Raw genomic sequence first — 14,823 nt, 5'->3', positions numbered from 1 at the left:
CTTAAAATTTAAAATTCCAGGTTACAGATGGTATCAAACCAAATAATGAGGTTTGCTCGGCAACAGTTTTACCTGGGTCGTTCGGGTCGTTAATAAATTCGATTGAATAAGGATTTTTACGAGCCAGTAAATTATAGATTCCAAAATTCCAACTGGATTGGAAACGGCCTGTATTTTTACCTTCTAAAGTTGCGCTAACATCTAAACGCATGTTATAAGGCATTCTGCCTGCATTTCTCTCGGTGTAATAATAAACTGTTTGGCTATTAACTCTATATTTTCCTGCCGGAAATGTAACTGCATTACCTGTGCTATAGATAAAACTCGAAGAGAATGTCCATCGTTTATTCAGGTTATAAATTCCAACAACTGATACATCATGCGTTCTATCTTGCCTCGCTGGAAAATAGTTGCCATTGTTTAATTCGGCAAACATTCTTTCTGTTCTGGATAATGTATAACCTACCCATCCATTAAGCTTTCCGAATTTTTTCTTGAAAAACAATTCCAAACCATAAGCTCTTCCGGTTCCATATAATAATTCTGATTCTACATTTGAATTTGCAAGAAGTTGAGCCGCATTTTTATAATCTATCTGGTTTTGAAGCCACTTATAATAAACCTCTCCAGAGAATTCATAAGCGTTATCATCAATATTTTTAAAATAACCCATCGAAACCTGGTCGGCAATTTCGGGTTTTATGTTATTGCTGCTTAAAACATATTGGTCTGTAGGCGAACTTGATGTAGCATTGGTTAGAATGTGAATGTTTTGCGTATTTCTGTTATAAGATGCCTTGATTGAGTTCTCCTCATTAAAAAGATAACTCATTGATAGTCGAGGTTCTAGATTCAAATAATTTTTATAAAACTTTCCGCTTGCTACATTTTCGGTGTTCAGAATATTTCCACTTGCATCGTAATTACTAAAATTCCCCGGACCTAAAAGAGAAAAAGCAGCAAGGCGAACGCCATAAAGCAAATTCAATTTTTCGGTTACTGCCCATTCATCAGATACATAAACTGCACTTTCTAAACCATAACGTTTCTCTTGAGTTAAAGAATTTACCTGAGATTGCGGTGTGGTGCTTTCGATATCAATTGGAGAAATACGATGATGCGTTGCATTTAAGCCAAACCTAACGATGTGTTTATTGCTGAAATACTGAAAATCTTGCTTGAAATTAAAATCCCGAACTAAAGACGTCGCTTTAAAATTTGTAACATCGTTAAGTAAACGAACAGTATAATTGTAGTTGTTGTAGATTAGCGATGTATTGGAAAATAATCTATCGCTAAAAATATGGTTCAATCTTAAAGTAGTGGTTACGTTGCCCCAATTGTTCTCGAATAAATCTTTAACGCCGATGTTATCCTTCCCAAAATATCCCGATAGGTAAATTGTATTTTTATCATCAATTTTATAGTTGGCCTTTGCGTTTATATCGTAAAAGTTTAACGTACTGCCATTTATTGCCGAATCTGGCGAAGCCCGAAGAAATAAATCGATATAAGTTCTGCGGAAACTAACCATAAACGAACCTTTATCCTTAACAATTGGTCCTTCGGCTTTTAATCTCGATGCAATTAAACCAATCCCGCCCTGAAACTTGAACTCTTTATTGTTACCATCATCCATTTTTACATCCAATACGGATGACAAACGACCACCATATTGAGCTGGCATTCCGCCTTTGTACAAACTTACATCTTTAATTGCATCAGCATTAAAAGTAGAGAAGAAACCCAGCAAATGTGATGAATTGTACACAACGGCCTCATCTAATATTATCAGATTTTGATCTGCTGCGCCGCCACGCACATAAAAACCGGTATTACCTTCGCCTCCAGATTTTACACCAGGCAAAAGTTGAATGGTTTTTAAAACATCTTTTTCGCCCAATAAAACCGGAATAGAATTTAGTGATTTCATATCGACTCTTTCGAGTCCCATTTGTGCACTTTTTACATTTTCATTTTTACGGTTGTTTGCACTTACGGTTACCTCAGCCAAATCATTTGCTGATTTTAGCTCCTCATTAAGCTTGATGTCCTTATTCAGGTTAATTATTTTTGAGACAGATTGATATCCAGCATAGCTGATAATTACTGTATAATCACCTTCAGGCTGCGTTAAAGCAAAATAACCATAATCATTTGTTAAGGTCCCGGTAGAAGTTTTGCCACTTAATTTTACAGTTGCTCCAATTAGTGTTTCGCCACTTGCAGCATCGCGGATGGTTCCACTAAGGTTAAATTTCTTTTGTGCAAATGCGAATTGATTGATTAAAACGAATAGAGAAAACAGCAAATAAAATTTTATACGCATACAGGATAATCGATTGAACAAAGAAACCAAATGTACGAATTACCAACACGTTTACGCCACTTATTTTTTTATTTAACAGGATTAATACTTTGCTAAAGTTCTATTTTTGAACCGGATAAATACCAATATGATGCGAACGTAGTAAATATGGATTTACATTTTTATTGCCCGCAGTTTGAAATGAAATTAATTTTGAAGCTTGCATTGGCATATGGCAATCGATACAATTTGCCTTTAAAATACCTTTTGCAAGTGTTTCTTTAGTATGTTTTTGAGTTTGATGGCAACTTATACAACGTTGCGAATAAACGTTTAGCTTACCTTTGATGCTTTCGTGCGTATTGTGGCAAGATTGGCAAGTCATTTCACTTTTACGGTAGCACATGCTCCCTTCAAGCATGGCCGATTGATTTCCATGCACATCGGGATTTGCACCGCCAAATGAAACAAAATCCTGGGCATAAAAATTATCAAGATTATCTCCGGGTTGAAAGTTGAAAACGCTTTGAATGGTTGTTAACGTATTTCCGGAATGGCAAACGGCGCAAGCATCCATCTTTTGCTTACGGCTTAGTGTTTTATAACTCGTAATAAATTTTGGGGCTTTCTCTTTTGGATTCTCCAGATGAAAAACAGCGTGTTGTTTCGCCGGACCATGGCATCGCTCGCAATCAATTCCGTAAATTAACGAGCCTTTTTCCATTTCCTCATCAATTTGCAAAGCCGATACTTGCTTAGTTTGTGTTTTCACAAACGAGCTGTGGCATTCCAGGCAACGACTTGTGATTACTCTATCGAAATACATGGTGTTTACAGGAAAACCCGGACTGTTAGCCCAGGTTTTAATTTCTGAAAAATGAGATAATGGTAATTGGAATAGTTTTTTATCCTTCCAGTAAGCATAAGTAAAAGCCTTTTCGCCAGAACCAAAAGCAATATCAAATCTTTGAACTCTGACTTGCTTTCCGTTAAAGTAACCAACCTGATAAATTCCACTGTCGCGTTGCTCTACCACAACTTTCATCTCATTGTTAAAAACAAAAGTGTTTGAATCGGTAGTTAAAAATTTATTCAGATTCTGTGCTGACACTGCGGACGAACTATTTCCATGTGCATTATGCGCAAATGACTTAGAAATATCTGCATGGCATTTTACACAAGTTTTAGCACCCGCATAGTTTTCACCCCTAACATCGTCAGGAATTTTATCCGCAGCATTCATACACCTTGATAGGATTACAACTACTGCAACCAAAAAGGTGAGGATAAATAAAATGCGTTTATAGCGCTTCAACACAAGAGAAGATTTGTTAGTTTATTTTACAAATTGAATATAGCTAAAATTATATCCACCTGTGTTTGATAATATTCTTATGACTTGCTTACCTGCATTAAGGCTTACATTTTTCACATCAACGATTGCAAATTTTTTCAGGTTTCCTGTATTCGGAATTTTCACATTTCCATTTACTGTTTTTCCATTAACTAGGATGCTCAGATTTGCCCCCTCTTTATCGGTAGCAGTATTAAGTTTTAAGGTATAAATTCCCTTTTGCCCTACCTGAATAGTGTACTGCAACCATTCGCCTTGTTCAATACTCGAAACATAATACTTTTCGTATTGAGTAGAATCTCTTGAAATATCCACGCCATCGTTTCTGTACATCCATCCTTTATTACCTGTTGTTCTTTTATTGGTTGCAGTGTGATAATCTGCTGTATCCAAATCGAAGTAGGCATAACCATTTCGGCCTAAATCAAAATCGACTGCATTAATTATACTTCCATTCTTAATTGAATGAAGTTTAAATGGTTTGGTTTCTGTAGTATGCGGTTGGCGAATCATGGCATCAATCACATCTTTATGGATGATGGTATTTTCTAATTTCGTGTGAATGGCAAGCTCCATTACCCCGCTGTAAACATTACTTTCTTTTGGTTTATCGCCACCTTTATTCATATAGTTAACAACACTATCGTAGTTTGGATTCGATTTTATCTCCATTGGATTATTTGCGCCAATCTTTTTTAGTGGCCACCACGCCCAGCCAATGTTGTTTCTTTCTAGAAGACTTATAGCATCGGTAAACCATGTATTTGAATTTTCGCCAGTTTCGCCTAACCAAATTGGAGCATTTTGCTCGTCGCGGGCTTTAATCATGTGCGTTATTGAAGCCTGATCGTTATAATTCCAATATTTATGAAAACTAATAGCCATATTTTTATCCCACAGGGGAAAAACACCATTGTAATTATTTCCCCACCCATTACCCTCTATGATGATGAGGTGTTTTTGATCAACATCACGAATGGCTTTTGTAATATCAACCATTAATTTTTTTAGCGGTGCATTTAACTTTTCCTGTGTTCCGTTTTTATCTTGTTCTGGATTAGAAAAACCATAATTAGGCTCGTTGATGATATCATAAGCGCCAATCCATTCTTCATTTTTATATCGCTCAGCAAGCTTAGTCCACAAAGCAATTGTTTTCTGAAGATTGGCTTCACTTTCCCAAAGCATTGGTTTTGAAGCATCACGATCTGAGATATTGGCATCATTTCCTTGTCCGCCCGGTGCAGCATGTAAATCCAAAATCAAGTACATATTATTTGCCTTGCACCAAGCCAGTAAACTATCAGTTAATGCAAAACCTTTTTCCAGCCAGGTATTTTTGCCTTTAACAGGCTCTCTTTCTACCGGAAGTGTATATAAGTTATAATGCATTGGCAAACGAACAGAGTTGAAACCCCATGCTTTCAAAGAATCGATATCAATTTTACGGGTATGGTTGTTTAACCATGCAGTGTAAAACTCTTCGGTTTGCTTCTCGCCCATTAAATCAACCAAACGTTCGCGTATTTTATGTTGTTGCCCATCTTTATTAATTTTAAGCATATAACCTTCTTGCAACATCCATCCGCCTAAACCAAAACCACGAAGTAGCACATTTTCTCCCTTTCCGTTGATGATACGCTTTCCATCAGCCTTTAAAAAACCTTGAGAAAAGCTGTTATATGCAAATAACGTAAAACAGAAAATTAATACAATGTATTTTCGGGCAGTGACGATTTTAAGGTTTAGGTGCTTGTTAAATATTTGATTAGACATATAATTCGTTTTTCAGTTTAAGATTTGATTTAGATGTAGGGTGCTACCAAGTATAAGTTGCAACATCGCCTTTACCAAGCGTTGCAGAAACCAGTTTTCTGTTGAAATTGATGTTGAAATTTTGCGTTTCCTTTGCAGTATTTGCTACGATTAAAACTTTTAATCCTGTAGGAGTTTTAAATGCTACATTCGGTAAATTGGCTGTCTCGTTTGAAGCAATCCGAACAGAACCCGGGCGCACAAATTTTGATGCATGGGCGACTGAATAATAAGCAATATTTCTGCTTACGTTGTCTTTATCAATGGTTACTGCGCCTTGACAAGATGGGCAACCGCCTCTATCGGTAAAAGGTTTATTTTCAGAATCCGCAGCTAAATTCCATTCTAAAACATTTCTTGCCCAATTGCGTGTTGCACCAATAATTAATCGGCTTACTGGGTTAATGATGTTTATGTTTGATGAACCCGGTCTTTCGACCACCATTTGCTCGGTGAAGTAAATATTCTTATCAGGATGTGCATTGTGAACATCTGTTAATGCTTCAATTTTACCACCATAAAGGTGAAAAGCAGAGCCATCGATGTATTTTCTGGCTTCCTTATCATCAAGAATTGTAATTGGATAATCAGGACGATCGGCATTATGATCGTAAATTATAAGCTTGGTGTTTAAACCCGCTTTTTTAAAAGCGGGACCCAAACTCTGTTTTACAAAAATAGCCTGATCTGGCGCAACCATTAACAAGCTTGGATTATTACCCGGATGCAGTGGCTCATTTTGAACAGTAATTGCATCGATAATGATTCCTTGCTTTTTCATTTCCTGAACGTACTTTACCAGATATTTGGCATAAGCATCGTAAAACTCAGGCTTAAGCATTCCGCCTCTTGCATCGTAAGTGGTTTTCATCCACAATGGTGGAGACCATGGTGAACCTAAAATTTTAATTTTTGGGTTAATGGCAAGAATTTCCTTCATTACGGGGATTACATCTGCCTTATCCAATCCTAAATCAAATTTTTCTTGTTGTAGGTCTGTCTCACCTTCAGGTAAATCATTATATGAAAATACTTTTTCGTTTAAATCAGAAGCGCCAATACTCAAACGGATATAGCTTACTCCAATGTTATTCCCATCAGTAGCAAATAATTCTTTCAATAAAGCAGCTCTTGCAGGCGCAGACATATTAATGATGTGTTGTGCACTGCCGCCTGTAAGCGAATAGCCAAATCCATCAATTGGTTGGTAAGTCTGTTTGTCGTTTACAGTGATGGTAGGATTATTATTTTGAGTAACTGAAAACGTTAAAACTTGATTTTGCTTTGTAAACAATACTGAACGGTCGGCCTTTGTAAGCCATGTAATTACATTATTTTGTGCAGTTGTTTTCAAGGCCGAAGCACCTAAAATTAATACAAAGCAATAGCTTATCGCCTTTAATTTCATAATGGCAAGAGATTTATACGGTAGAAGATTAGAATTATTTTTTTGATGCAATAAAAAGGGGCAGATGAAAATCCACCCCTTTAATTTCGGTTATTTAGTGCCGCCCCACTCTTTACTTTGAAGAATTTTTGAATTTGCCAATTCTCTTTCAGGAATTGGTAAGGTTTCATTTTTATTAGCAACAAAACCTTTGAAGGCTAATTTTGATGGCGCTAATCCCCAACGAACCAAATCAAACCAACGTTGTCCTTCAGCAACAAGTTCAAGGCGTCTCTCTTTCATAATATTGTCCATCGTAACAGCAACTGGATTTAAGTTGATACGAGCTCTTACTGCATTAAACATGATATAAGCTCTAGAACCTGCACCAACCGCAGCACCGCTTTTTAACAATGCTTCTGCTTCCATCAGGTATGTATCAGCCAAACGAATTTCATACATATTTTGTCCGAAGTTTAACTCCAATTGCCCTGAAGCTGCTTTGGTAGAAACTCTACCTGCATATTTCTCAACAAAATAACCAGTATTTGCATTAGCATGTTTGTAAGTAACAATGCCTGCTTTTTCCAAACTATCTAAGTTTGCAACTGTTGGCTTGTTACGTGGATCATAGTGAATTAAATCAAATAATTCTTGTGTAATTGGCATAACACTCCAACCTGAAACATAATCTGGCGCCTGAGCAGCAATTTTAGGAACATAATTACGAGGACCAACTAAGATGCCCATAACATTACCTTCTCCACTACCAACGTTACCCCATCCCATATTCGAAGTTGTATTGTAAGCAAGTTCTATTATTGATTCGGAATTGAATTTATTTTTCACATTCCATAAATCAGCAAAATTGGGAAGTAATTTATAGCCATAAGTGCTTGAACCAGGAGCGGTTCCATTTACTAAGGCAAACTCAGCAGCAGCCGGAGCCCATTTCTCTTGCCACAAATATACTTTACCTAAAACAGCATGAACTGCGCCTTGACCCAAGCGACCATTTTCTGCAGCTGGAATAGTTGTTGGCAGAGCTGTAAGAGATGAAGTTAAATCGGCCTCTATTTGCTTATAAATATCAGCAGCAGGTACCTGAACAACATCAAACATTTGTGCTGGCTCAATTGGCTTCAATATCAATGGGATATTTTTGAAGATACGAACCAAATCGAAATAAAAGATAGCTCTCAAAGCCTTTGCCTCAGCAATATATCTGGCTTTAGTTGTAGCATCCATCTGGATGTTTTCAATTTTATCTAATAGAACATTTGCTCTGTAAACTCCGGTAAAACCTTTACCCCATAAATAACTTGGCGCTCCGGCAAGAGAGGTTACGGTGTAATTATTCATTGCTTGTAAATCACCTAAATCTGAAGGTGAATCTCCACCAGCATAGTGATCATCTGAGCCTGAAGCAAAAATATTAAGCTTGGTAATGTAGCCTGAACCCTGGTTACCCAATTGATCGTAAACTGCTACTAAACCATTAAATGCTTGTTGTGGTGTTGTGTAATAGCTTGATTCCAAAATACGTTCTCTTGGATTTACATCCAATTGTTTTTGACAAGAAACTATTAGTTGTGAAGCAGCTACTAAAGCTGCAAAACATAAAATATTCTTTTTCATTTTTAAATAATTTTAAAATCCAACTTGTAAACCAACCATAAACGAACGAGCTTGAGGATACACACCTCTATCAACACCAAGTACAGTTCCGCCAATTTCCGGATCGTAACCAGTGTAGTTAGTAATTGTCCAAAGATTTTCACTCATCACATATACGCGAACTTTTTGTGCGCCGATTTTCTGAGTTAAATTTGATGGTAAAGCATATCCAAGCTGAAGTGTTTTCAATCTGAAATAATCACCCGCTTCTAAATATTTTTTCGAGAATTTAGTATTGTTTCCATTAGGGTCAGACTGTACTACTCTAGGCTGAGTTGCAGAAGGATTGCTTGGAGTCCAACGATCTAAAATTGAGGTTTGCCAGTTTGCAAATGTTACATCTAGCCTACGTAAACCCTGGAAAATCATATTTCCACCTGCACCATTACCAAAAGCTACTAAGTCGAAGTTTTTGTAAGCTAAATTCAGAGTTACACCGTATGTGAATTTTGGAAGTGGACTACCTAAATAGGTACGATCTGCAGCTGTTATAGATTCGTTACCATCAAGATTGGCATATTTAATATCACCAGGTTTTGCATTAGGTTGTAAAATCGTTCCTCCTGGGCCTCTGTAAGCATCAACCTCTGCTTGAGTTTGGAAAATACCAATGCTTTCGTAACCATAAAATTCGTTAAAAGCACGACCTAAACCTGTACGAGTGAAGTTACCCATTGTCTGGAAGCTTTGTGCGTTATCTTCAATAAACGTTTTGCCAGGTAATAGTTTTGTAACCTTATTTTTCAAGGTTGAGATGTTCGCATTTACACCAATGTTAAATTCACCGATTTTTTTACGATAACCTAATTCAAACTCTAGACCTGTATTTTGCATATCTCCAACATTTTGTGCCGCACCACCTGCTGCACCTACGTATAGAGGAATATCAGGTGTTTGCAAAACGCCAACAGTTTTTTTCTTGTACCAAGAGAAGCCTAAATTGAAGTCTGTTAAGAAAGTCATGTCAAAACCAATATCCGTTTGACGGGTTTCTTCCCATTTCAAATCAGGGTTTGATAAAGCAGCCGGACTCCAACCAATTGTACTTACATCTGTTGTGCCGAATGTATAGTTACGTCCGCTACCTACTAAAGAAACAAAACGGAAATCACCTATTGCATCGTTACCCGTAACACCATAACTACCACGTAATTTTAAAGTGTTAATAATTTTGTTTTCTGGCCAGAAATCTTCTTTTGTTGGTACCCAACCCACAGATGCTGATGGGAAATAACCGAATCTGTTATTGCTACCAAAACGAGAAGAACCATCACGACGAATAACACCTGAAAATAAATACTTCTCATCATAATCATAGGTTACTCTGGTAAATAATGAGTTTACAACGTGTAAAGTATTATCGTAGCCACCTGCAAGAATATCAGCAGTAACAGGTTTGTATTGCATATTTGCCGAATAAAAATCGGTTGCAATTACATTCTGGAAATTTACGTTGATACCTCTTTGATTGTTATCCATGTAATAACCTTGACCTAAAACGGCAAAAGCGTGGTGCTTACCAAAAGATTTTTGATAGCTCACTGTATTTTCCCAGTTGTAATTCAAAATTGTATTCATCTCTCTGTTAAAAGATGCCTTACTATTTTGGCTCGATGAGTTTAAATAGAATAATGGTGTAAACGATTCAGCACCATAAAAAGCCAGTTTAGTAGCCAGTTGGGTTCTGAATTTTAAATTCTGGATAGGTTCAACCTCCACGAAAGCATTACCAACTATATTATGATCCCAGCTATAATTACCTAATCTTGTTTGGATGTAAGCCAAAGGATTAGACATTTCCTGTCCAACTACCGGAGAAATGCCATAAGGAAAACCAGTTACAGGGTCTCTCTTTACATTTGCAATTGTATATGGAGACGCAGCTGCAGCTGCAACATTTGTTTCAATTACTGGTGTAATTGGGTCTAAGTTAATTGCAGAACTCAACGGACCTCCAAATTCGCTATTTGTATTTCCTAAACTTTGATTAACTGCATGGCTGTATCCTAAGTTTTCACCAATTGTTATCCATTTTGCTGGCTTAAACGTAGAGTTAATACGAATGTTAGCTCTGTTAAAATTAGAAATTGGACTTGCTACAATACCGTTTAAATCTAAATACCCGAAAGATGTATAGAACGTTGCTTTTTCACTTCCTCCAGATATACTGAATTCGTGTGTTTGTCTGCGTGCATCGTTATTAAAAATTACTGATTGCCAGTCAGTTCCTTCACCAAATGCTGCCGGATTTGCATATGGAGCAGCTAGACCAGAATTAACTGCAGATTCGTTTCTTATTGTTGCATACTGCGTAGCATTTAACAAGTTTAGCTTTTTAGCAGGTGCCATTGTACCATAAAAACCATTGTAATTTATAGATAAACCACCTGCTCTACCTTTTTTAGTTGAAATTATGATTACACCATTTGCAGCTCTGGCACCGTAAATGGCTTGAGATGCTGCATCTTTTAAAACCTCAATCGATTCAATATCGTTTTGATTTAAGTAACCAATACCACCATTATCAACAATAGCACCATCAACTACCCATAAAGGATCGTTATTTCCAGATGAAGCAAAAGATGTAAAACCCCTAACTCTTACTGTAGATGCTGTACCAGGCTGACCATTATTGGCAGCAATAGTTAAACCCGAAGTTCTACCTTGCAATGCCTGTTCAACACGGTTAATTGGCATGGCTTCTAAATCCTTCGCTTTAACACTAGATATTGCACCGGTTACTACGCTTTTCTTTTGCGAACCATAACCAACAACAACAACATCAGTTAAGTCTTTACTATCAGTTGCCAATGCAACATTAATTCTGCCTCCTGTTGGTACGGTTACGGTTTGTGTAACCATTCCTAATAAACTTACTGTTAATCTTGCTCCAACCGGAGCCTGAATTGAAAATACACCTGATGCATCAGTAGATGCAGCTCGGGATGTGCCTTCAACTTTAACTGTAACACCTGACATGGGAGTTCCATCTTTCTGGTCTGTTACCTTTCCTGTAATGGCAATGTCTTGAGCAAATAATGCCAGGGGAATTGCCATGATACAGTAAATGAAGAATACGAATGTAAATCTTCCTCTCATAGAAATAAATTTTAAGTTAATATTTGGTTAGTTTGATACGGTTTGGTGCCGTATTCATAAATCAAATCTATACACGAGTTTCGCAATTGTGTAATTTTCTTGTGCTACACAAACCCTACAAAGTTTGTTTTAGGCAGACAAAGCACTACTTTAGGCACTACATAAGCACTACTACAAAAACCTAAAATATTGATTATAAGATTGTTAAAATTTACAGACTTTAATGTTTAAAAAAGAGAATTACACATCAATTTACTGCCTTTTTAGACCTCGAAATCTCTATAAGAAACTCATAAAGATTAATATCTGGCTTTAATTGTAGCTTTTTTCTTAAGCGATATCGACCAACTTCTACTGCTTTTATGGTAACATTCATCAGTTGCGCCATTTCTTTTGATGATAAATTCATGCACAAGTAAGCGCAGAACTTCAGATCGTTTTGACTAAGATCAGGATATTGATCTTTTAGCTTGTTAAAAAACTCTGTATTAACATTATTAAAGTGTACACTTAAATGATCAAGCTCCTGATCTTTCTTTTCAACATCTTTTATCAAACGAATTAAATGCCTAAAACTGGGAGAATTTTCAGTAATAACATCATCCTGATTTTTGATAACACTTGAGATTACCTCTTTAATTTTAGCCAAAACCTTGCCTCTTTGCACCAAATGCATAGTCATTGTAGATAGCTCCTTGTTCTTATAGGTAACATCAGCTTCAAGTTTTTCATTTTGAAGACGTACGATTTCCTTTTCTGTTCTATCCAATTCAAGCTGGTGCATATAACTCATGCGCTCCTGCTCCTTATTATGTTTTTTCTTTTGCCACCTAATTAACAACCTTAACAGCAATGCGAATATTATGAAATAGGCAATTTTCATCCATATTGTGCTATACCATGCAGGCAACACCACAAAACTATAGCTTGCAACTTCAGATTGATTACCTGCATCTGTTCGGGCTTTTACATTAAATATATACTTACCTGCCGGAAGATTAGTATAATCCTTTTCGCTTTTAATATTCCAGGCAGACCATTCATCATCAAAACCAACCAGCTGATAGCTAAATTTGGTATTTTTCTCGTGTTCGAACAAAGTTGATGAAAATTCAAAATGGATGGAGTTTAGCTCATTACTATATTCAGGAAGCATTGATACATCCTGTTTTGAAATCAATGAGCCATTTTTTATAAAATAACCACCAAAAACCAGACTATCCTTTTTACCCAGCAATTTTGCCAAGCCAATTAAAACCGATGGTTTGGTTATATTTTCTACATATTTATCATAATTAACATGATATGCTCCTTTGTTTGCCCCAATGAAAACATTTTCATTATCCAAAGGATAAATAGACTCAAAACCACCAACAACTTTACCATCCAGCTCTGGCAGATAAAAAATACTAAAAGCATTTGCTCCTGATGGTTTGTGAAAATCAATAATCCCAACTTTTTTGTTGCTTACAAACCATACGTTACCTTCATTATCTTCCTTTAAATACTGAATTGGAACACTATTCAGAGCATTGCCAAACATATTAAACCTTATGAAACGCTTTTGTTTCTGATCATATTCATAAATACCATCAGTTGTGGCGATGACAACGCGATTTTTTATGCGAAACACATAGTTATAAAGTTTAAATGGCAATCCGCTATTCTGACCAAAAAGTGTATTTTTTACTACTCTTTTTTTATCTGGAGAGAGTTCGAATTTATACACGCCATGATACGGATGCGATGCCCAGATGTTATCCTCATTATCAACCACAATAAACCTTAGCGTTTCAGAAATGCCATCAATTTTACCACCATTAGTGAAGTTGCCATTAACGTAGTTAATCTTTTGTAATCCCAAATAAGTTCCGGCTAAAACATCCTTGGCAGGAAAAACATTTTCTAAAGGTTGAAACATCCATGTTCCTGGCAAAGCATAAACTTGCGATGCTATGTTGCCATTAATAACAGAAACGCCATCTTCATGCGCCATCAATAGTTGATTATTAATTTCATTTAATCCCCATACCTGGCCTTTTGTATTTTTTACTTCTTCAAAATTCGCTGCAGATAAACTTAGATCTTGTGCATTCTGATTAATTTTAGAAGTGTAAAGTCCGTTTGATGTTCCGATGTAAATGTTCTGGTTAACTTTTCGAAAGGCATAACTAGTAACCTGTTTGTTTCTATCGGGTGAGATGCTTTTAACGGCGCTATTAATTGCAACGTAAGCAATACCATCATCCAGGGCCAACCACATATTCTTGTTTTTATCAAGCAAAATCCCTCTTACGTTGTTGTTTTGCAAGCCTTCTTTGTAATTGTATTTCTGTAATGCCTCACCATTTTTATTCATTAAATAAACACCGCCTGATGTTGTACCTACAGCATACAAATTTTTGTTTATTTGAGAAGCGAAGAAAATTCTATCGTTAAAAAACACATTATCCAACTTTGTTTTCATTGGAATAAGCTGGTTATTATAAATCAGAAAAAAGCCCTTTTTTAACGTAGAAACGATTAAAGTATCGCCATTGTAAGAAGAAATTGAGCTGATTGAAATTTGTTTTAGCACTTCATCTGTACAAAAAGGCTTCCAAATTTCTTTATCATACACCAATAAACCTTCGTACCTCGATTGAGCAAAGATTTTATTATTGGCCTTACCTAAAAAAGACCATGATTCGTTGGGTTTGTAGGCTTTAATAACATCGTCTTTATAATGTAAAACAATGTTAACTGAGCGAAAGAATACTTCATCGTTAATGATTGAAATATCCCATATATCTGCAATTTTGCGCAGCTTTTCCGGAACGAGATGAACTAATGAAGTATATTTTAAAATTCCCTGCCCATCGGGGAAGAAATAACCAAATTCGTCTTGTGCACCAACGTAAATTCTATTCTTTGAATCGATGCCTAAAGAACGAACTGAAGTAAAATTTGGCAGGCGATAGATATTCCAATACCGCCCGTTAAAGGTTAATAATCCCTCATTGTTACCAAAATATAAAATGCCGTTTTTATCTTGCTGAACGTCCCAATTTTGAACGCCGCCGTTGTATTGTTCGTTATTGTAGTTTACTATTTGCGGAATGCCAAGTAAATCTTGAGCATAAGCAATTTTAAAAATTAGAAAAAAAGAGATGACGAGAAGGAATAATTTCTTCATGGTTAGGG

General features: G+C 36.3%; 7 protein-coding genes. All 7 read right to left on the bottom strand.

Annotated features, from left to right (window positions below; all coding sequences use genetic code 11):
• Nucleotide 1 precedes the first annotated feature (1 nt).
• The gene (locus ACO05K_RS19805) at nt 2-2,329 is read right to left on the bottom strand and encodes a TonB-dependent receptor (RefSeq protein ID WP_421946127.1); all 2,328 of its coding nucleotides are present in this window, start codon (nt 2,327-2,329) and stop codon (nt 2-4) included.
• Between the two features lie 100 nt (nt 2,330-2,429).
• Nucleotides 2,430-3,623 carry a multiheme c-type cytochrome gene (locus ACO05K_RS19800; protein ID WP_421946126.1) on the bottom strand — a complete coding sequence of 398 codons (1,194 nt, stop codon included), beginning with the start codon at nt 3,621-3,623 and terminating at the stop codon, nt 2,430-2,432.
• 21 nt (nt 3,624-3,644) lie between these two features.
• A complete protein-coding gene (locus tag ACO05K_RS19795) occupies nt 3,645-5,438 on the bottom strand; it encodes a cellulase family glycosylhydrolase (protein WP_421946125.1) in 1,794 nt (597 codons plus the stop codon).
• 43 nt (nt 5,439-5,481) lie between these two features.
• Nucleotides 5,482-6,885, bottom strand: coding sequence for a glycoside hydrolase family 30 protein (locus tag ACO05K_RS19790; protein ID WP_421946124.1), 1,404 nt, complete (start codon nt 6,883-6,885; stop codon nt 5,482-5,484).
• A 90-nt stretch (nt 6,886-6,975) separates the two neighbouring features.
• On the bottom strand, nt 6,976-8,502 hold the full coding sequence (locus ACO05K_RS19785; protein WP_421946123.1) for a RagB/SusD family nutrient uptake outer membrane protein: 1,527 nt from the start codon (nt 8,500-8,502) through the stop codon (nt 6,976-6,978).
• A 12-nt stretch (nt 8,503-8,514) separates the two neighbouring features.
• Nucleotides 8,515-11,640 (bottom strand): SusC/RagA family TonB-linked outer membrane protein, encoded by a 3,126-nt coding sequence (locus ACO05K_RS19780; protein ID WP_421946122.1) that lies wholly within the window; start codon nt 11,638-11,640, stop codon nt 8,515-8,517.
• Nucleotides 11,641-11,887: 247 nt separating this feature from the next.
• Nucleotides 11,888-14,815, bottom strand: coding sequence for a ligand-binding sensor domain-containing protein (locus tag ACO05K_RS19775; protein WP_421946121.1), 2,928 nt, complete (start codon nt 14,813-14,815; stop codon nt 11,888-11,890).
• Nucleotides 14,816-14,823 lie beyond the last annotated feature (8 nt).

The sequence above is a fragment of the Pedobacter sp. genome (assembly GCF_965227205.1).
GTDB lineage: Bacteria > Bacteroidota > Bacteroidia > Sphingobacteriales > Sphingobacteriaceae > Pedobacter.
The sequence above is the reverse complement of the archived record's forward strand: the minus strand, read 5'-3'. Positions and strand labels throughout refer to the sequence as shown.

Excerpts from the sequence above, each read along its gene's own strand:
- ACO05K_RS19785 (WP_421946123.1), bottom strand. The coding sequence starts at position 8,502 with ATGAAAAAGAATATTTTATGTTTTGCAGCTTTAGTAGCTGCTTCACAA.
- ACO05K_RS19790 (WP_421946124.1), bottom strand. The coding sequence starts at position 6,885 with ATGAAATTAAAGGCGATAAGCTATTGCTTTGTATTAATTTTAGGTGCT.
- ACO05K_RS19780 (WP_421946122.1), bottom strand. The coding sequence starts at position 11,640 with ATGAGAGGAAGATTTACATTCGTATTCTTCATTTACTGTATCATGGCA.
- ACO05K_RS19795 (WP_421946125.1), bottom strand. The coding sequence starts at position 5,438 with ATGTCTAATCAAATATTTAACAAGCACCTAAACCTTAAAATCGTCACT.
- ACO05K_RS19775 (WP_421946121.1), bottom strand. The coding sequence starts at position 14,815 with ATGAAGAAATTATTCCTTCTCGTCATCTCTTTTTTTCTAATTTTTAAA.
- ACO05K_RS19805 (WP_421946127.1), bottom strand. The coding sequence starts at position 2,329 with ATGCGTATAAAATTTTATTTGCTGTTTTCTCTATTCGTTTTAATCAAT.